This is a genomic window from Kitasatospora sp. NPDC127121 (genome assembly GCF_042677305.1).
Lineage (GTDB): Bacteria > Actinomycetota > Actinomycetes > Streptomycetales > Streptomycetaceae > Kitasatospora.
The window spans coordinates 1-17,389 of the sequence record NZ_JBHXTQ010000063.1; the positions used below are offsets into that span (position 1 = coordinate 1).

At 70.6% G+C, this 17,389-nt stretch carries 17 protein-coding genes and 2 pseudogenes; 12 read left to right on the forward strand and 7 right to left on the reverse strand.

What is annotated here, in order from left to right:
• Together ACFVHI_RS26705 and ACFVHI_RS26710 are read right to left on the reverse strand one after the other, a co-directional pair.
• A partial coding sequence (locus ACFVHI_RS26705; protein ID WP_380343487.1) for a transposase family protein occupies nt 1–362 on the reverse strand: 362 nt, incomplete at its 3' end.
• A 276-nt stretch (nt 363–638) separates the two neighbouring features.
• Nucleotides 639–1,435 (reverse strand): IS5 family transposase gene (locus ACFVHI_RS26710; RefSeq protein WP_380343571.1). Its coding sequence is split into 2 segments (ribosomal slippage): nt 639–1,099 and nt 1,099–1,435, totalling 798 coding nucleotides; the frame shifts between segments, so codons are not numbered across the junction.
• A 419-nt stretch (nt 1,436–1,854) separates the two neighbouring features.
• On the opposite strand from ACFVHI_RS26710, the gene ACFVHI_RS26715 reads away from it, so the two are divergent.
• Both ACFVHI_RS26715 and ACFVHI_RS26720 read left to right on the forward strand, forming a co-directional pair.
• On the forward strand, nt 1,855–2,511 hold the full coding sequence (locus ACFVHI_RS26715) for a transposase (protein WP_380343490.1): 657 nt from the start codon (nt 1,855–1,857) through the stop codon (nt 2,509–2,511).
• Nucleotides 2,512–2,566: 55 nt separating this feature from the next.
• Nucleotides 2,567–2,965 carry a hypothetical protein gene (locus ACFVHI_RS26720; protein ID WP_208869246.1) on the forward strand — a complete coding sequence of 133 codons (399 nt, stop codon included), beginning with the start codon at nt 2,567–2,569 and terminating at the stop codon, nt 2,963–2,965.
• Nucleotides 2,966–3,323: 358 nt separating this feature from the next.
• On the opposite strand, the gene ACFVHI_RS26725 is transcribed toward ACFVHI_RS26720, so the two are convergent.
• The gene (locus ACFVHI_RS26725) at nt 3,324–3,524 is read right to left on the reverse strand and encodes a hypothetical protein (protein ID WP_380343493.1); all 201 of its coding nucleotides are present in this window, start codon (nt 3,522–3,524) and stop codon (nt 3,324–3,326) included.
• On the opposite strand from ACFVHI_RS26725, the gene ACFVHI_RS26730 reads away from it, so the two are divergent.
• From ACFVHI_RS26730 to ACFVHI_RS26740, 3 genes and pseudogenes are all read left to right on the forward strand, one after another.
• A complete protein-coding gene (locus ACFVHI_RS26730) occupies nt 3,523–4,437 on the forward strand; it encodes a hypothetical protein (RefSeq protein WP_063352309.1) in 915 nt (304 codons plus the stop codon). The two genes, ACFVHI_RS26725 and ACFVHI_RS26730, sit on opposite strands and share 2 nt — an antisense overlap.
• A gap of 81 nt (nt 4,438–4,518) precedes the next feature.
• Entirely contained in the window at nt 4,519–5,157 is a 639-nt protein-coding gene (locus ACFVHI_RS26735) for a DUF6461 domain-containing protein (protein ID WP_380343495.1), read from the forward strand.
• A 165-nt stretch (nt 5,158–5,322) separates the two neighbouring features.
• Nucleotides 5,323–5,580, forward strand: a pseudogene (locus tag ACFVHI_RS26740) (transposase family protein); the annotation flags it as partial.
• Between the two features lie 66 nt (nt 5,581–5,646).
• Here ACFVHI_RS26740 and ACFVHI_RS26745 read toward each other — a convergent pair.
• Nucleotides 5,647–6,515, reverse strand: a pseudogene (locus tag ACFVHI_RS26745) (IS5 family transposase).
• 409 nt (nt 6,516–6,924) lie between these two features.
• Between ACFVHI_RS26745 and ACFVHI_RS26750 the strand changes: the two are divergent.
• Nucleotides 6,925–7,461, forward strand: coding sequence for an ATP-binding protein (locus ACFVHI_RS26750; RefSeq protein ID WP_380343498.1), 537 nt, complete (start codon nt 6,925–6,927; stop codon nt 7,459–7,461).
• A gap of 34 nt (nt 7,462–7,495) precedes the next feature.
• A complete protein-coding gene (locus tag ACFVHI_RS26755) occupies nt 7,496–8,467 on the forward strand; it encodes a hypothetical protein (protein ID WP_380343501.1) in 972 nt (323 codons plus the stop codon).
• On the opposite strand, the gene hemC (ACFVHI_RS26760) is transcribed toward ACFVHI_RS26755, so the two are convergent.
• Complete coding sequence (gene hemC / locus ACFVHI_RS26760; protein ID WP_380343503.1) at nt 8,464–9,390, reverse strand: hydroxymethylbilane synthase; 927 nt, start codon at nt 9,388–9,390, stop codon at nt 8,464–8,466. The two genes, ACFVHI_RS26755 and hemC (ACFVHI_RS26760), sit on opposite strands and share 4 nt — an antisense overlap.
• Before the next feature lie 101 nt (nt 9,391–9,491).
• On the opposite strand from hemC (ACFVHI_RS26760), the gene hemC (ACFVHI_RS26765) reads away from it, so the two are divergent.
• Nucleotides 9,492–10,430 carry a hydroxymethylbilane synthase gene (gene hemC / locus ACFVHI_RS26765; protein ID WP_380343505.1) on the forward strand — a complete coding sequence of 313 codons (939 nt, stop codon included), beginning with the start codon at nt 9,492–9,494 and terminating at the stop codon, nt 10,428–10,430.
• A gap of 795 nt (nt 10,431–11,225) precedes the next feature.
• Here hemC (ACFVHI_RS26765) and ACFVHI_RS26770 read toward each other — a convergent pair.
• Nucleotides 11,226–12,119 carry a helix-turn-helix domain-containing protein gene (locus ACFVHI_RS26770; protein WP_380343507.1) on the reverse strand — a complete coding sequence of 298 codons (894 nt, stop codon included), beginning with the start codon at nt 12,117–12,119 and terminating at the stop codon, nt 11,226–11,228.
• A gap of 186 nt (nt 12,120–12,305) precedes the next feature.
• On the opposite strand from ACFVHI_RS26770, the gene ACFVHI_RS26775 reads away from it, so the two are divergent.
• The 3 genes from ACFVHI_RS26775 to ACFVHI_RS26785 all read left to right on the forward strand — a co-directional run bounded on the left by ACFVHI_RS26775 (nt 12,306) and on the right by ACFVHI_RS26785 (nt 15,152).
• A complete protein-coding gene (locus ACFVHI_RS26775; protein ID WP_380343574.1) occupies nt 12,306–13,223 on the forward strand; it encodes an MBL fold metallo-hydrolase in 918 nt (305 codons plus the stop codon).
• Between the two features lie 55 nt (nt 13,224–13,278).
• Complete coding sequence (locus tag ACFVHI_RS26780; RefSeq protein ID WP_380343510.1) at nt 13,279–14,718, forward strand: carboxylesterase/lipase family protein; 1,440 nt, start codon at nt 13,279–13,281, stop codon at nt 14,716–14,718.
• 104 nt (nt 14,719–14,822) lie between these two features.
• The gene (locus ACFVHI_RS26785; RefSeq protein ID WP_063352315.1) at nt 14,823–15,152 is read left to right on the forward strand and encodes a hypothetical protein; all 330 of its coding nucleotides are present in this window, start codon (nt 14,823–14,825) and stop codon (nt 15,150–15,152) included.
• Nucleotides 15,153–15,218: 66 nt separating this feature from the next.
• Here the strand turns inward: ACFVHI_RS26785 and ACFVHI_RS26790 are convergent, their stop codons facing one another.
• Complete coding sequence (locus ACFVHI_RS26790) at nt 15,219–15,881, reverse strand: SGNH/GDSL hydrolase family protein (protein WP_380343512.1); 663 nt, start codon at nt 15,879–15,881, stop codon at nt 15,219–15,221.
• Nucleotides 15,882–16,211: 330 nt separating this feature from the next.
• Between ACFVHI_RS26790 and ACFVHI_RS26795 the strand changes: the two genes are divergently transcribed.
• Nucleotides 16,212–17,360, forward strand: a complete 1,149-nt coding sequence (locus ACFVHI_RS26795) for an ABC transporter ATP-binding protein (RefSeq protein WP_380343515.1) — start codon at nt 16,212–16,214, stop codon at nt 17,358–17,360.
• Nucleotides 17,361–17,389: the final 29 nt, after the last annotated feature.

The window sequence follows — 17,389 nt, forward strand, 5'->3', positions numbered from 1 at the left end:
GCGGCGATCGTGTGGTCGCGGGTGGGGACCAGGGTCCCGTCCACGATCAGCACGGTGTCCTTGCGGAAGCGGCGGCGGGGCTTGAGCGCGAGCAGTGGGCCGACGTGGTCGATGATGCGGTCGGCCGCCGACTTGGACACGCCGAACAGCGGAGCGAGTTGCCGCAGTGTCAGGTTCGTTCGCCAGTAGGCCGCGACCAGCAGGACCCGGTCCTCCAGCGGCAGGCTCCAGGGCCTGCCCGGCCTGACGGTGTCGGCGCCCTCGCGGCGCAGCACCGTCATCAGCTTGCGGAAGTCCCGCGGGCTCAGTCCGGTGAACGGGGCTATCCAGGACGGCTCCGACGCCGTGATCACACCAGCCACGGCAAGATCATCTCACCCGCGACCAGCAGTTACGGGACAGCCCTTAGTCTCCCTGGTCGGCCGCAGATCGCAATAACAGCACGGGAGTTAGACGCCTATGGGCGCTAACCACGTCGAGCGTGACCGAGTTCAGGCTCTTCCAGGCTTGGGAAGCCTTCGCTGAGAACGGTTCCGGACCCTCGATCCGCACCAGAGCCAGAGCATTCAGCAGCTCCCGCCACATTTGCGCGACCTCGTCCAAATCAAATGTCTTCTCAGCGATCTTAAGAAGACATCTCATTTGGAGAGTCTTCGGATGCAGATGAGAGCTGCGGCGATGCTGGCAAAGGCGGCGAAGTGGTCGGCCTTGCGTTCGTAACGGCGGTGGAGTCGGCGGAATCCGCCGAGCCAGGCGACGGTGCGCTCGATCACCCAGCGGTGCCTGCCGAGGCGCTGGGAGGAGTCGATGCCTCGGCGGGTGATGCGGGCGGGGATCTGTCGGCGGCGAAGGTAGGCACGGATGAAGCGGTGGTCGTAGGCTTTGTCGCCGTGCAGTTTGCCGGGTCGGCGCCGCCCGGGGCCGCATCGCGAGCGGATCGGCGGGATGGCGTCGACGAGCGGTATCAGGGCCTGGCTGTCGTGGACGTTGGCCCCGGAGATCGCGAGCGACAGGGGTAAACCGGTGCGTTCGGTGAGCAGGTGGATCTTCGACCTGCACTTGCCCCGATCGACAGGATTCGGACCTGTCAGCTCCCCTTTTTCAGGGCCCGCATGTTCACCGAGTCGACCGCGCACCTCGACCAGTCCAGCTCACCCCGTGAGCCGAGCTCGTCCAGGACGACCCGGTGGAGCTTGGCCCACACCCTGGCCCTGCTCCACTCGGTGAAGCGCCGGTGGGCGGTAGGCCCGGATCGGCCGAAACAAGGCGGCAGCTGAGCCCAGGTACACCCCGAGGTGGCGACGAACACGATCGCCGCCAACACCTCACGATCCCCGTGCCGCCGCCGGCCTCCGCCCTGCGGACGTACCGGAGCTTCCGGCACCACCAACTGGAACAGCTCCCACAACTCGTCCGGCACCAGGCGCTCCACGATCGTCACGGAAGCAGCCTGCAAGCCCAAATGAGATGTCTTCTAAGAACCCTGATCGTCTCCAGCTGCTGTTCCCCCGCGAGGACGAACGTGATCGCGGCTTCTCGTCGCGTGTTGCCGCGCCATTCATCGTGGGCCGCCTGCGGGCGACCTCGGCTGCAAGCGCTGATATCGCTTCAACTTGCATGCAGTCATGATGCCCCGGCTGGCGAGCGGTTGGGCTGAGACTGGCGAACCGGGGGATGCGGAGCGGCTGTTCTTGGAGTCGGCCAGCATCTCTCACATGCTGTGCGGTCGGCGTCCTCTCAGCTGCCGGCCGCAGGTGGTGCATCGGCCTTCGGCCGATGCGGCGGTGCCTCGAAGCAGGACCGGGTGGCGCGATCGGCAACCGGGGATCCGGGGTCCGTGATCTGCGGGAGATCGTGAACGCGGTCTTCTACCAGAACCGGACGGGCTGTCAGTGGCGCTACCTGCCCCATGACCTGCCGTCCTGGTCGGCGGTGTTCTACTACTTCGGCCTGTGGCGCCAGGACGGGCTCGACCAGCGGATCCAGGAACTCCCGCGCTGCCAGGTTCGGGAGAGGGCCCGCCGATTAGAGGACCCGTCCCTCGTGATCATCGACACCCAGTCCGTCCGCGCGGCCGCCGGTGTTGCGAAGACCACGACGGGACTGGACGCGAACAAGAAGGTGTCGGGCCGCAAGCGGGGACTGGCCGTCGACGTCATGGGGCTGATCACCGGTGTCGTCGTCCTGGCCGCCTCCGCCCACGACAACGCCGCCGGCGCCGCCCTGCTCGACCGGGTCTCCGAGCGGTGCGGGATGCGTCTGGAGAAGGCCCTGGTGGGCCAGGGCTTCAAGGACGAGGTCGTCATCCACGGTGGACTGCTGGACATCGACGTCGAAGTCGTCCGCCGCAACCCGGCCGACCAGGGCAAGGGCTTCGCCCCGCAGCCGAAACGGTGGGTGGTGGAGCAGACGAACGGCACCCTGATGCTGCTCGGCGCCTGGCCCGCGAGTACGACCACAGGCCCGACACCTCCGCCTCACGCGTCTACTGGGCCTCCACCGCGAACATGACCCGCCGCCTCACCGCACCAGCCCCGGCCTGGCGCGACACCCTCGGACTGGCCGCGTGAACGTCGCCGAACTCCTGGCAGACCTCCAGAGCCGGCAGGACGAGGCCGCCGCCCAGGCAGCAGAACTACGCGCCCGGATCGAAGAGCTCGCCGCCGACCTGACCGAGACCGAAGCGCGGCTCACGGACCTGGCCACCGCCCGAAAGATCATCGCGGAGGTCACACCGGCAGGAGCCGAATCAGAACCACCCGAGACGAACACCACCTACCAGGCCATCGTGAACGCCTTCAACCAGCATCCCGACCAGGCATTCCGGGCACGCGAGCTGCACGAACTCCTCGGCATGCCCACCGAAGAGGCGTCCGTCAACATCACCCGCAGCCGCCTCGGACGCCTCACCCGCCAAGGCTTCCTCGCTCAACCCGGACGAGGCCGCTACCAGAAACGGACTTAACGTCCACTCACACCATCCGCGTCCACCGGTTCTGTATCTCTGTCTTGTTCTCGCCCCTTGCGCCACCCGGGTGAACCCACTGGGCGCTGCGACCCGTGTGCCCCAAGTGGCAGCTGGTGCCACTGATGGCACTCGCGCCTTCTTGGGGAGGGAAGTTGATGAAACGTCATGGTCGGCGCCTGGTCGCCCTGGCCGCATCGATGGCGGCCGCGGTCTCGCTCGTCGTCGCTTCGGGTGGCATGTCGGCGGCTCAGTCGGGCACCGGGGCAGCGGGTCTGCCGGGGATCGGGGGGCCGGGAACGGCGGTGAGCGCCGCGGACCGGCAGGACCTGTCGGTGAAGGCCGAGCCGGGTGGGGTTCAGTGCACGGAGGTGGCCGTGGGGTCGGCGCCTGGGAAGGCGGGTGCGGCGGCCGAGTGCGTGCAGGTCACCGACGGCCCGGCGGGTCGTAGGAGTGTTTCCGAGGCCGTCAGCAGCACGCAGGACGGTACCGGGGCGTGCTCGATCGGCAGCGCGGGGTACTGGTCGTACGAGCGGTTCGGGTCGTGCCTGAAGGACATGACCACGACCTACACGCTGCGCGACGACAAGGGCACCGCCATCGGTTCGGCCCAGCTCAAGATCAACCTGAGCATGTCGCTGAGCGCCACGAGCTCGATGTGGACCGAACTGGTGACGGTCACCATGGTGTCCTCGACCAGCAACGTGCCGAGCCTCAACATCGCGTTCGACGCCAGCTGTACGGCGCCCTGCCAGATGGGCGCGGCCAAGCCCTGGGCGGGCGCCCGTACGCTGACGCCCGGGACGTCGGCGCAGGGTACGGTCCTGTACTCGGACTCGCCCGCCGTCGGGGCTGTCGACTCCCTGGCGAACGAGTACCACATGTACGTCACGCAGGACAACGCCATCCCCCTGCAGCCGAACGTCAACTGGACCAATCCGCGCAAGGTCCGCTGCGACAACGCCGTCCACGAGCCGGGCAAGGGCTCGCCCGGATGCGTCTACGCCGACGTCCGGCCCGACCTGTCCTACTCCCTGACGGACTACGGTGCGGCGGCCGCGACCTACGCCTTCGCACTGAACTACCTGCCCAACATGCCCAAGCAGTTCACGCGACTGAAGGGCGACAGCGAGCCGAACCGCAAGCGCACCTGCGGCGCGCAGAGCACGGTGCCGTTCGCCCAGCTGGACCCGGTCGCGTTCCCGGAGGACAGCTGCGACGAGTTCCCCTTCGCCGGGACGTACCAGGGCGGCACGAACGGCGGGCTGTGCGCCGAGATCGTCCCCCAACTCACCAACGGCAACTGGACGTTCCGTGAGACGACCGGACACCCGGTCACGTACAAGGAGTCGTGCGTGCGGGGCCACGTCCCGCTCCCGGTCAACAAGGCGGCCGGCGGGAAGTACGGCAGCTTCGTCCAGACGCAGCGCCTGATCGACACCGAGGCGTTCACCGTCTCCTGGACGACCTGACGTCCACGGGTCCCGGCCCGAACGACACCGTGGCCGCGGAGCCCCGACAACGAACGGCCCAGCAGAAAGAGGATCGCGACGATGACCACGCAGGACCCCTGGTGGGCGCACGACATCATCGTGTGCCTGACCTTCGCCCGCCACCGCGGCCCCGCACACGTCCTCGCCGCCTACGGGGCAGCCGCCGAACCGGTCCGGGAGCTGACGCTGCAGCAGGCCCGCACCACCCTCCCGATCGCGGAGGGAGGCGTCGTCCTGCGCACCGGTGTCCTCGGGGACGGGGAGTGGGCGTTCTGCCACGAGAGCGGCGAGCCCGAGGGCTTCAAGGAGGCCGTGCTCTCACGCCTGTCGGCAGGCACCGAGGCCGTCCAGCTGTACAGCGTCAACGGCATGACCACCCTCGAACGCTACCGGGACGGCGTACGGATCGAGTCCTTCGAGGCGGGCTTCCCGTCGACGCTGCGCAGCGGCCCGGACCACCCGCTGTGGGACGCGGTCCAGGTGCTCCCGGACCGCTCCACGGCCACGCAGGCGGCCGAGGGCGTCCAGGCGTACCTGGGCGTCCGCATCGACGGCGACGTCCTGGAAGGCCCCCTGCCCACCGCGTACCTGCCTCCGGAGCGACGGGCGCCACTCTCCTCCCGCGCCCCCGCAGCCCCGGAGGACGCGTCCTCACAGGGGCTCGGCCGCCTCCTCCCCGGGCTTCCCCCGCGCCCCTAACCCGCCGGCGCAGGACGCCACCGCTCGGGACGCCACCGGCCTCGACCTCCACCCCGCCAGAATGGGGTCTGTACAGTCAAAGGCTCTGTCCCGTAATCGGTGGTGACGAAGGGTGACGTCGGTCGTTGGCATGATGTGCGTGATGTCAACGAGCTTGTGAGCGTGGTGTTTTCGGGGCTGTCGGCCCTCGTCATCGAGGGGGTGGCGGACGAGGGCGAGGTCATCCGGGTGTCGGCGCGGACGCGGGATGATCCGGTGCCGTGCCCGGTGTGTGGGCGGCCGACGGGGCGGGTGCACGGGTTCCACGGCCGGGTGGTCGCGGATGTCCCGGTGGATGGGCGGCGGGTCGTCGTCTCGGTGCGGGTCCGACGTCTGGTCTGCCCGGTGCTCGGCTGCCCACGGCAGACGTTCCGCGAGCCTGTTCGCGCAGTTGCGCGATGGTCTCGCGCACCAGCCGCTGCCGGGTGCTGATCTTCTCCAGCATGTCCCTCATGGGGTGCTCCCGTCACAGTCGTCGGCCCGCGCGGCGGGCGGGTCGCGCCAGCTCGCAGTGGCGGTGCGGGTCAGCCGGTGGAGCATGACGTCGGTCATCGACCAGTGGACCACCGCCACCGAGCTGGCGGGCAGTGCCTCGTAGTCCCGCGCCAGGCGGCGGCGCAGCATCAAGGTGCCCCACGTCTGCTCAACCACCCACCGCTTCGGCTCGGGCGTGAACCCTCGTGTGCCGGGCGCGCGCTGGACGACCTCGACATCGATGCCCAGGCGGGCGCCGTGCTCGACGACGGCGTTCTTGAATCCGGCGTCGACCAGGCCTTGGTCACGGTGGGCGCGCTCGCGGCGACCTTGTCCAGCAGCGTGATTCCGATGGCGTTGTCGTGCACGCTGGCGGCGACCACCACGACGGCGATGATCAGGCCCAGGGCGTCGGTGGCGATACCCCGCTTGCGACCCGGGCTCTTCTTGCCCGCATCCAGTCCGGTGGTGTCCTTGGGCGCGTTCGTCGAGACCCGCACGGTCTGCGAGTCCAGGACGACAGCGGTGGGGTCCTCGTGACGTCTGCGCATCTCGCGGACCTGCCATCGCATCAGGTCGTGGACGGTCTCGGCGGTGCCGTCGTCTCGCCACAGTGCGAAGTAGTAGTACACCGCGCTCTTCGGCGGCAGGTCATGCGGCAGGTAGCACCACTGGCAGCCGGTGCGGGCCTGGTAGAGGATCGCGTTCACGATCTCCCGCATGTCGTAGCCGCCCTGGTGGCCGCTGACCGAGGTGTGCCGGCCCTTCCAGGCGACGATGACCGGCCCGATCAGCTCCCAGGCCTCATCCGACAGGTCACTCGGGTACGGAGCGCGTCCACCCACGCCCACCAGCGCACCGCATTTCCGGCCGATCGTGAAGTCCCAAAACCGGACAACCTGCCTTCAAGTACGACTAGACCCACCGAAACTCGCAGAACACCCTCTAAGAGCAGGGCCTGCTCGTCGCGGGTGAGTTCGGCGGTCTCCCGGATCCGCCTCAGCACGGCGCCGATGCCGTCTGGTGCCATCATGCCCGTCCCCCAAGCCTTTGACTGACTGGCGCCCAATCCTGGCCCCCCAAAGCGGCCCCCCGTGCGAGAAATGCACCCCCTGCTGGCACCACCGGCACCACTACGGGCTGTAGTTGACTGTGTACCAGCCGGGTAGAGATCGGGCGAGATCAGGCCCTTCCCTCCGCACGGCACCCCCAAGCCCCCAGCTCCGGCCTGACGCACCGAAGGGTTCCTTCGACATGCACGTGTACAACAGCAGCTTCTTCCTGGTCCGCGATCCCGTCTCCGTCCCCATGAGCCGCCAGTGGCTCGGCCGGCTGATCAAACAGTGGGGGGTCCGCACGGACAACGACAGCCGCCTGGCCCTGGACACCGTGATCTCGGAACTCGTCACCAACGCGGTGCGGCACACCAGCGGAGCGATGCTCACCGTCGGGGTGCACGCCAACCTCGACCTGCGCCGCCTGATCATCGAGGTCTACGACGGCTCGCGGGCCCTGCCCCGCCACCAGGTCTCGGGCCCGGACGCGGAGGCCGGCCGGGGCATCTTCCTGGTCGAGCGCCTGGCCCTCGCCCACGGGGCCGAGCACACCGTACGGGGCAAGAAGGTCTGGGCCGAGGTGGCCCTGCCCGAGCAGCCGCTCACCCGCCGCCAGCTCCTCGTCCACCCCCGCAGGGCGGCCCGCGCAGTGGCCCGCCGCCTGTCGGGCCACCGCCGCCCGCCGATACACCCGCCCGCCCTGGCCGCCACCGGCACCGGCACCGGCACCCGCTGACGCCCTTGCCCACAGCCATGATCGAGAGGACGACATGACCACCACCCAACACAGCACAGCGATCACGGACCCCGCCCGGTTGCACGGCCGGGCGGCCGTCCGCAGCTTCCTGGAGGGCCCCTCGCTCACGGCGGCCGACCTGTCGATGGTCCTACTGGTCCGCGAGGACAGCGAGGACGCCGACCGGCCGATGCCGACCGTCACGGTCGCCGAGATCCCGCAGACGGTGCGTGACCTGGCCTCCCTGGGCGTCCGCTCGGTGAAGGTGTTCGCCAACAGCCCGCATCGCGACGCCGAGGCGTCCGGCGCCGTCGCACCCGACAGCCTGATGGTGCGGGCCATCCACGCCGCAAAGGACGCCGAGCCGGGCATCGCGGTGATGACCGAGAACTGCCTGTGCGGCCACACCGACACCGGCGAATGCCACCTGGCCAGCGCTGGCCGGATCGACCTGGACCGCACAGCAGCGATGATCGCCGCCCAGGCCGTCATCCAGGCCGAGGCCGGCGCCGACATCGTGGGACCGGCCGCGATGGCCCGGAGCACCACCTCCTGCGTGCGCCAAGCCCTGGACGAGAACGGCCACCGCGACGTGGCGACCATGCCCCATCTGATCTTCGACTCCGCCCTCTACGAGGGCTACCGGGCCACCATGCGGGCCACCCCGGCCTCCGGTGCCCACCGACCGTTCCAGATCAGCCCGCGCCAGCCGGAAACCGCGGTGGACACCGGTCTGGCTTTCGTCGGCGAGGGGGCCGACATCCTGCTGCTGGAACCAGGGATGCTCTCGGTGGATGTGCTCACCACCCTCAAGCAGAAGACCGCGGCGCCACTGATGCCGTTCTCCGTCTCCGGCGAGTACACCCGGCTCGCCCCGCTCGACCCGGGCACCGGGCGGCGGGACTTCCGCCCGCTGCTGGAGCTGTTCATGATGCTCAAGCGCTCGGGTGCCGAGCGGATCATCACCTATGCCGCTGCTGACCTCGCGCGGCTGCTGGCCGGCTAAGCGGCCGGGCGGATCTCCGACAGGATCGCCTCGGCGCCCTGGTCCAGGAGAAGGCCGGCCACCTGGATGCCCAGCTTCTCCGGCTCCGAGACGGGGCCGGAGAAGCTGGCCTCGACCTGGTACGTCCCGTCCAGGGAGGTGACCTGCGCGTGCAGCGACAGCGTGTCGCCGGCGGCCTTCGCGTAGGCGCCGACCGGAACCGAGCACCCGCCCTGCAGTTCGCCGAGCATTGCCCGCTCGGCCCGAACCTCCGCGTCCACTACCAGGTCGCCGGTGTCGGCCAGAATTTCGCGGGCCAGCTCGTTGTCCTCGCGGATCTGGATCCCGAGCGCCCCCTGACCAGGGCTCGGGGGGAACTGGCCAAGCGGCAGCAACTCGCCGATCGCGCCGTCCAAGCCGAGTCGCACCAGCCCGGCCGCCGCCAGAACGACGCCGTCGAGGTTCATCGTCTTGAGCTTGTTCAGCCGGGGCGGCACGTTTCCACGGATCGGCACGAAGACCAGGTCCGGGCGGACGTGCAGCAGCTGGGCGATCCGGCGGGCCGCCGACGTGCCGACCCGGCCACCCTGCGGCAGGTCGGCCAGCGTCGAGCCGCACAACTCATCCCGCACGTCCTCGCGGCCGGGCGGGGGCAGCAGCACCAGGCCGGGCGGGTTGCTGGTCGGCAGGTCTTTCAGCGAGTGGACGATCATGTCCACCTCGCCCCGCACCAGCGCGGCTTCCTGCTCGGTGGAGAACGCGGAGCCGCCCGAGTGGGCCGACACCTGCGACAGGGCCGTCTTCCGGTCCCGGTCACCGCCTTCAAGGATCGCCTGGTGCCGGAACTCGACGTCGGGGAAGCGGTCCCGCAACGGCGCCAGGAACTCCCTGACCTGCGCTCGCGCGAGGTGACTGGCCCGCGATCCGCCAATCAGCGTCCGCATTCCCGAACTCCCGGCACCTGAAGAGATGTTGACCGCATGCTACTCGAACACGGGCCTACCTTTTTCCGATGGTTTGTCGGAGTCGTGATCGGAGAGATCGAATGCCGTCCACCCGCCGCACGATCCGCATCGGCGCCCGCGCCTCGGCCATGTCGCTAGCCCAGGTTGCAAGCGTCCGGGCCGACCTGGCCGCACTCCACCCCGACGCGACCACCAAGCTGATGGCGTTCGTCGCGGCCGGCGACCGCGAGCCCGGCGAACAGGCCGAACTGCACGACAAGGGCGCCTTCACCGGCGACATCGAGGAAGCCCTGCTGAGCGGGGTGTGCAACCTCGCGGTGCACTGTATGAAGGACGTGGCAGGCGACCCGCTGGTCACCCCGGGCACCGTCTTCGCGGCCCACCCCGAGCGGGCGAACATTCGTGACGCCCTGATCCACCCGGGCGGCCTCACCCTCGACCAGCTGCCGCCCGGCACCCGGGTCGCCACCTCGGCGGTGCGGTGTGTCGCCCAGCTCACCCGCAGCCACCCCCACCTGGACCTGGTGCCGATCAGGGGGACGGCGAACCTGCGGCTGGCGGTCCTGGAAGCCGGGGAGGTCGATGCTCTGGTGCTGGCCGCCTCCGGGCTGGAGCGCATCGGTGAACAACACCGGATCAGCCAGGTCCTGACCGTCGAGCAGATGTGCCCGCCACTGGGGGCAGCCGTGCTCGGCTTGCAGTGCCGCGAGGATGACGCCGACCTGATCGACCTCCTCACCCCACTCGGCGACCGCGCCACGACGCGGGAGATCACCGCCGAGCGGGCCCTGCTCAACGCCCTGCGCGGGCACTGCAACAGCCCGATCGCCGGGTTCGCCCGCGCCTTCGAGGACGGGCACCTGGGCCTTCGCGCGATGGTCTTCTCCCCGGACGGCGCCACCGTGCTGGAAGCCCGCCAATCGGCCGGCCAGCTCAGCCCGGAAGCGCTCGGCGTGGGGGTCGCCGCCACCTTGATCCGCGACGGCGCCCGCGAGCTGATCGACTCGATCGACCACTGACCTCGCCCCTCGGAGGCGCCGGGGCCCTGCCCGGCGGCCTCCGGGAGGCCGTCGCAGGGCCATTCCGCTTGGCTCCCCGAGGGGGCTACCGCGAGCCGGTCGGCTGTCGCGGTTCTGTTTTCGCATCATCTTCCCTTGCCAACAATCCTCAGCCATCGTCTTGACCTCCACGTGCGAGTACGCTTCGAGAGCGTAGGCAACGACACTGACAACCAGCCCTGGGGCAAGGAGAGATGGCAGCGACGCATCGGCTGTTCGACGGCGCCTCTACCGATCGAACTGAATCAATCAGGCCCCTCGCCCGCTAATCACTGCAGGTCAGGAAGTATCGGCCCCGCGCTCGCGGGGGTTGCTCCCACGGTCCCCAGGGCTGTCGCCCAAGAGGCGGATCGGCCCCGCGCTCGCGGGGATTGCTCCCGGCTGGCCCACAAAGTGCACGCCGCGGAACAATCGGCCCCGCGCTCGCGGGGGTTGTTCCACTCTGTTCACGGTCGGCGTCCGTGTGGGGGCGTCGACCTCCCGGTGATGTCCCTTGCTGTCGCCGAGGGCGGTGGCTGGTGAGTTCCTGCCACCGGTCGTAGGAGGCCTTCGGGTCGTTGCGCGCCTTCAAGGTCCGCTTGGTGCCCTCGGCCTCGTGCCGGCGCTTGTGGGCCTGCGTCCGCCTGGCCGTGTCGGTGCCGGCGGCTTGGGGATCGCAGACGGTTCGGGGAAGACCGCGAGCCCTGCCGCGCCCCGCGCAGCGGAGGCCGGGGCGGCGCCGTAACAGCGGGCCCGAGGCCGCAGCGCTTACCCGGCCTACGCCTGGGGAGCGCCCACGCCGCACGCGTACGGTGCCCGGCTGGCGGCCGCGTGGCGGAGGAGGGTGAGGGCCTGTTCGGAGGGGGAGTTGGCGGGGGTGGTGCAGACGATGAGCGCCTGGTCTGGTGAGCGGGCGATGGACAGGGTCTGCTGGGTCACCGTGACCGTGCCGACGACGGGGTGGTGCAGTTCGTAGGACGAGGCGTCGCACGGCACTACGCGGTGGTCTGCCCACAGGGCGACGAACTCCGGGCTTTTCATGGTCAGTTCGCCGATCAGACCCGCGAGCAGCGCGTCCTCCGGATGTCTGCCGACGGCGATGCGCAGGTTGCCGACCACCGCGCGTGCCTTGTGTTCCCAGTCCGCGTACAGGTCTCGGCAGTGCAGGTCGAGGAAGAGCATCCGGCTCATGTTCGGTCGTCGTGCCGGGTCGTCCGGGCTGAGGAGGTCGAGGTGGCCGGCCAGCAGGGCGTGTCCGAGGGTGTTCCAGGCCAGGACGTCGGTGCGGCGGCCGAGCACGATCGCGGGGACGCCGTCGACGGCGCGGAGGAGGTCCCGGGTTTCGTCGGCGAGTTTCTCGGGCCGTGGGCGGCGTGGCCGGGGTGTGTGGCGGGCGGTGTCGGCGAGCCGGTCGAGGTGGGCGCGCTCGTGGGTGTCGAGCAGGAGTGCGCCGGCGATGGCGTCGAGTACCTCGGCGGAGGCCCCGCGAGACAGGCCCTGTTCGAGTCGGGTGTAGTAGGAGACGCTGACGCCCGCGAGTTGGGCCAGTTCTTCGCGCCGGAGCCCGGCCACCCGTCTGCGGGGCCCGAGGTCGCGCAGACCGACGTCCTCGGGCCGCAGCTGCGCCCGTCGGGCTTGGAGGAAGGCACCGAGTGGGCCTGGTCCGTTCATCGCCCCAGTATTCGGTGGGCGGCCCGCTCCCTGCCACACCCTGCGAGGGGTAGGACAAGCCGGGAGTGGTTGGTGCCCGTCCGGGTGTCCAGGATCGGTCTCATTCGGCCGCCCGTTCGGCCGCGTATCCCGGACCCGAGGACGGACCGCATGGATCAGAACATGAACGAGAGCATGGATCACGACATGGATCAGGACCCCGACCAGATCACCCTGGGCGACGTCACCGTCACCCGCGTCAAGGAGTTCTACGGCTCGACCGGGCTGACGCCTGGCCAGTTCTTCCCGGGCAGCCCCGACGGTTCGTGGGACGAGCACCGCGACTGGCTGGTGCCCGATTTCTGGGACCCGGAGACGGACGAGTGCCGTACGGCGATCCAGTCCTGGCTGCTGCGCAGTGAGGGGCGCACGATCCTCGTGGACACCGGCGTGGGCAACCACAAGGACCGTCCTTACGCGCCGGTGTGGAGCCGCCTGGACACGGGCTACCTCGACAACCTCGCCGCTGCCGGGGTGCGGCCCGAGGACGTCGACGTCGTGGTCAACACCCATCTGCACATCGATCACGTGGGCTGGAACACCCGCCTGGACGGCCGGGACTGGGTGCCGACCTTCCCGAACGCCACGTATCTGATACCTCAGCGGGACTTCGAGTTCTGGGACCCGGCCAACGAACACAGGAGCGTGTTGGGCCGGGGGAACCAGAACGTGTTCGAGGACAGCGTCGCGCCGGTCCACGCGGCGGGGCTGACACACCTGTGGGAGGGGACGTACCGGATCGACGGGAATCTGCGGCTCGATCTCGCTCCCGGGCACACTCCCGGCTCGTCCGTGCTCACCCTGGAGTCCGGCGGCGACCAGGCCCTGTTCGTCGGGGATCTGGTGCACACCGCGTTGCAGATCGCGGAGCCGGAGACCAATTCCTGTTTCTGCGAGGACCCGGCGGAGTCCCGCGCGACCCGGCGCAGGCTGCTCGGCCGCGCCGCCGAGAACAACGCGCTCGTCCTCCCTGCGCACTTCGGCGGCAGGGGGGCGATGGAGGTCGCGCGCAGCGGGTCGAAGTTCGCGATCAAGGAGTGGGCGGGTTTCTCCCGGATCTCCTGACGCCCCGTCCGGAGATCCCTCAAACCATGTCCCTTTCCAGAGAGGAAGTCATCCCGTGTCCCGACAGGCAGATCCGGTCGTCGAAACCCCGGCGGGCGCCGTGCGCGGCGTCCGTGGCGAGTCCGGCGAGCGCTTCCGCGCCCTCCCGTACGCGGCGGCGCCGGTCGGTGCCGGCCGGTTCGCCGCGCCCGCGCCGCACCCGGGCTGGTCGGGTGTCCGTGACGGCGGCAGGCCCTCGCCGACCGCTCCCCAGCCGGCCCGGGACTTCGGCCGGCTCGACATGAGCCCCTACTTCGGGCCGGGCTGGGTGCCCGGCGAGGAGTACCTGACCGTCGACGTCCACACGCCGGCCGCCGACGGGGGCAGGCGCCCCGTCATGGTCTTCGTGCACGGCGGCGGGTTCGTCACCGGTTCGAACCGCGCGGCGCTCTACGGCGGCGGCGCGTTCGCCCGCGACGGCGTCGTCCTGGTGACGGTGAACTACCGCCTCGGCGTGCCGGGGTTCCTGGAGCTGGCGGGTGCTCCGGCCAACCGCGGGCTGCTCGACGTGCTCGCCGCGCTCAGGTGGGTGCGGGGTTCGGTGGCGGCCTTCGGTGGCGACCCGGGGAACGTCACGGTCTTCGGCCAGTCCGCGGGCGCCACGCTCGTCGGCGCGCTGCTCGCGACTCCGGCGACCGCCGGTCTGTTCCGGCGGGCGATCGTCCAGAGCGGCAACGGCTGCGGCGCGTTCACGCCGGAGCAGGCGCAGCGGGTCACCGCCGCGGTGGCGGCCGCGCTGGGCGTCGAGCCGACCGTGGAGGCGCTCGCCCTGGTCCCGGACGAGCGTTTCGTGGCGGTCCTGCCCGCGCTGGCCGGCCTGGATCTGCGGACCGGCACCGCTTCGGACCCGCTGGCCGGGCTCAGCCCGTTCAGCCTGGTCCTGCCGGCGCAGCCCGCCGACGCCCTCGCCGACGGCCCGGCCGCCGACGTCGATCTGCTCATCGGCACCACCACCGAGGAGGGGCACCTCTACGTCGTCCCGCAGGGTGGTCTGGAGTCCACCACGGACGCCGACGTGCTCGCCGTCGCCGCCCGGGTGCACGCGGATCCGGAGGCCGCCCTCGCCGCGCACCGCGCGGTCCGGCCGGGTGCGACACCGGGCGAGCTGCGCTCCGCCGTGCTCGGGCAGGCCCTGTTCGAGGCCGGTACGGCGCGTCTGGCGCAGGCGCACGCGCGGATCTCGGGCGGCCGTACGCACCGTTACTCGTTCGGGTACCGCTCGACGGCTCTGGGCGGGCGGCTCGGCGCCGCCCACACCGTCGAACTGCCCTTCGTGTTCGACGTCGCCGACGAACCGTGGCTGCACGGGGACACCGGCCTGCTCGGGCCCGACCCCGCCCCGGCGGGACTCGCAGCCCGGGTCCACGGTGCCTGGGTCGCGTTCGCCGGCACCGGGGACCCAGGCTGGGCTGCCTACGACCTGCGGCGACCCGTGGTGGAGGCCTTCGGCGGCTGAGCGCCGCCAGTGACCGTCAGGAATCGCCAGAGGCATGGCTCCCCCAGTGCTGGACCGGAGAAAATCCGGTCGGCTCGGCTGCCGCCGACGCATAGTCTGGCCGCATGGCCCATGCGAAGACCTCGTACGTCTGTCTGCCCTGCCGGGCCTCGTACAAGCAGCGCTACCTCGGTACGCACGAACGGCGCTGCCCGCGCTGTACCGAGGCGCTGATCCACGTCGGCTCGGCCTTCGCGGCTCCTCGTCGGAGGGACGACGCCGGCTGGCGGACCCTCTCCGTGCTGCTGCACGCGGGGGTCCGGTTCCACAAGGGCTGCTGTGGTGGCCCCGGCTACCGGCCGCGCACGCTCAGCGAGGTGCGCGAGCGGATGGCACACGCCCGGCTCACCGGGGCACCGTTCGCCCGCGTGCTGGTGCGCCAGGAGCTTCCCTAAGCTCATTGGCTCTCCCCGAACCACCCGCCCACCCGATCGCCGGGTCGCGGGTGGTCTCGGGCCCGGTCAGGCGACCAGGCGCAGCCAGGCTGCCGCGAGTGCGGCGTGGCCGGCGGGCGTCGGGTGGACGCCGTCCGCGGACCAGTGTTCCGGGCCGGCCGTGGCGGCGAGTTCGGCGAACATGCCGTCGGCGGCGAGCAGGTGCGCGCCGTAGGTGCGGGCGAGCTTGTGCACGGCCTGGATCTTGGGGTCCAGGTCGGTGCGCCATTGCTGCCGCTGATGCTCTCCGATGAGGGCGGCGCCGGCCTCGATGACGCCGTGGATCGGCAGGAGGAACGGCTCGATGAGGATCAGCTGCGTGCCCGTCTCGGCGAGGGGCGCGAGCAGGCGCTCGTAGCCCGCTTCGAACTCCTCCGCGGGGATCACACGCCCCTCCGGGTCCAGCGTGTGCCAGCCCATGTCGTTGACTCCGACGAGGATCGACACCACGTCCGGGCGGGCGTCGAGCACGTCGGTCTGCCAGCGGGCTTCGAGGTTCATCACCTTGTCGCCCGCGTTCCCGGTGTTCAGCCAGGTCACGGGCCGGTCCGGGTGCCGGAAGCCCCACTCGCCCGCGACGCGCAGCGGGTAGCCGTACCCGAGGCCGTCCTCACTCTGCTGCCGTTGGCAGTCGGTGATCGAGTCGCCGGTGAACATCACGGTGCTTCCCGGTCGGATGGTGATCGTCATGTGCGCTCCTTGGACGTGAACGTGAACGTGAACGTGAACGTGGACGTGGACGTGGACGTGGACGTGGACGTGGACGTGAATTCGGTTGACGTGGACCTGAATTCGGGCGAGGAGAGGCAAGGCCGGACCTCTCGAAGGTGCCGGACCTCGCCGTCATCGGGCTGACAAGCGCCGCCATGTCACCGCCATGCCCCCGTCATCGCGCTGACGGCCCCCGAGGCCGGTGGGCCGCCGCCACCCGGGCCGGTGGCTTTTCTGCTTCAGTCGAAGATTCAGAGGATTCGGCAGCCCCGCGGATCCGACAGCAGAAGCCGCGAGACCGAGGTGCGGATGACGTCCAGCCCAGTTCCCAGTCCGTCCGCCAGCCCCTCCCCCAACCCGCCGGAGCGCGCGTCGGGCTGCTCGGCCGGCCGTCCGCTCGTGCCCGGTGCGGTCGCGTTGTCCGGGGTCAGCAAGGCGTTCGGCGTGGTCAGCGCCGTGGACGGGATCGATCTGGACGTCAGGCCGGGCGAGTTCTTCTCGATGCTCGGGCCGTCCGGGTCGGGCAAGACCACGGTGCTGCGCATGATCGCGGGCTTCGAGGCGCCGAGCGCCGGCCGGGTGCTGCTGGGCGGGGTCGACGTCACCGGCTTGCCCGCGTTCGACCGCGACGTCAACACGGTGTTCCAGGATTACGCCCTCTTTCCGCATCTGTCGGTGTGGCAGAACGTCGAGTACGGGCTGAAGGTCAAGCGGGTGCCGCGGGCGGAGCGGGCCGCACGGGTGGCCGAGGCGCTGGCGAGCGTGCAGTTGCCCTCCTTCGGTGACCGGCGCCCGGCCGAACTGTCCGGCGGGCAGCGCCAGCGGGTCGCGCTGGCCCGCGCGCTGGTCAACCGCCCGTCCGTGCTGCTGCTCGACGAGCCGCTCGGCGCCCTCGACCTGAAGCTCCGGCTGGAGATGCAGCTCGAACTCCAGCAGATCCAGCGCGAGGCCGGGATCACCTTCGTCCTCGTGACCCACGACCAGGACGAGGCGCTCACGATGAGCGACCGGATCGCGGTCCTCAACGCCGGCCGGATCGAGCAGGTCGGTACTCCCGCCGAGGTGTACGAGCGGCCGGCCACCGCGTTCGTGGCGGGCTTCGTCGGCACCTCGAACCTGCTCCGGGGCGCCTGCGCCGAGCACGTCTTCGGCCGGCCCGGGACGTACTCGGTGCGCCCCGAGAAGATCCGCATCGCCCGTCCGGATGACCCGACGGGGCCCGACGAGTACGGCGTCACCGGGACGATCGGCGAGGTCGTCTACGCCGGCGCGCAGACCCGCTTCCTGGTCGACCTGGCGGCGGGCGGGCGGCTGGTGGCCGTCCGGCAGAACCTCGACGGCTCCGGTCTCGACGGCTCCGGTCTCGACGACTCCGGTGCCGACGCCTCCCGCCGCCGGGGGGCGAGCGTCCTCCTGGCCTGGCGGCGACACCACACCGTCCGTATCGACAACTCCTGACCCTCAACCCTTGACGAAAGCGATCGAGT

Excerpts from the sequence above, each read along its gene's own strand:
- ACFVHI_RS26730 (WP_063352309.1), top strand. The coding sequence starts at position 3,523 with ATGACCACGACCTACACGCTGCGCGACGACAAGGGCACCGCCATCGGT.
- ACFVHI_RS26725 (WP_380343493.1), bottom strand. The coding sequence starts at position 3,524 with ATGTCCTTCAGGCACGACCCGAACCGCTCGTACGACCAGTACCCCGCG.
- ACFVHI_RS26735 (WP_380343495.1), top strand. The coding sequence starts at position 4,519 with ATGACCACGCAGGACCCCTGGTGGGCGCACGACATCATCGTGTGCCTG.
- ACFVHI_RS26750 (WP_380343498.1), top strand. The coding sequence starts at position 6,925 with ATGCACGTGTACAACAGCAGCTTCTTCCTGGTCCGCGATCCCGTCTCC.
- ACFVHI_RS26755 (WP_380343501.1), top strand. The coding sequence starts at position 7,496 with ATGACCACCACCCAACACAGCACAGCGATCACGGACCCCGCCCGGTTG.
- hemC (WP_380343503.1), bottom strand. The coding sequence starts at position 9,390 with ATGCGGACGCTGATTGGCGGATCGCGGGCCAGTCACCTCGCGCGAGCG.
- hemC (WP_380343505.1), top strand. The coding sequence starts at position 9,492 with ATGCCGTCCACCCGCCGCACGATCCGCATCGGCGCCCGCGCCTCGGCC.
- ACFVHI_RS26770 (WP_380343507.1), bottom strand. The coding sequence starts at position 12,119 with ATGAACGGACCAGGCCCACTCGGTGCCTTCCTCCAAGCCCGACGGGCG.
- ACFVHI_RS26775 (WP_380343574.1), top strand. The coding sequence starts at position 12,306 with ATGGATCAGGACCCCGACCAGATCACCCTGGGCGACGTCACCGTCACC.
- ACFVHI_RS26785 (WP_063352315.1), top strand. The coding sequence starts at position 14,823 with ATGGCCCATGCGAAGACCTCGTACGTCTGTCTGCCCTGCCGGGCCTCG.
- ACFVHI_RS26790 (WP_380343512.1), bottom strand. The coding sequence starts at position 15,881 with ATGACGATCACCATCCGACCGGGAAGCACCGTGATGTTCACCGGCGAC.
- ACFVHI_RS26795 (WP_380343515.1), top strand. The coding sequence starts at position 16,212 with ATGACGTCCAGCCCAGTTCCCAGTCCGTCCGCCAGCCCCTCCCCCAAC.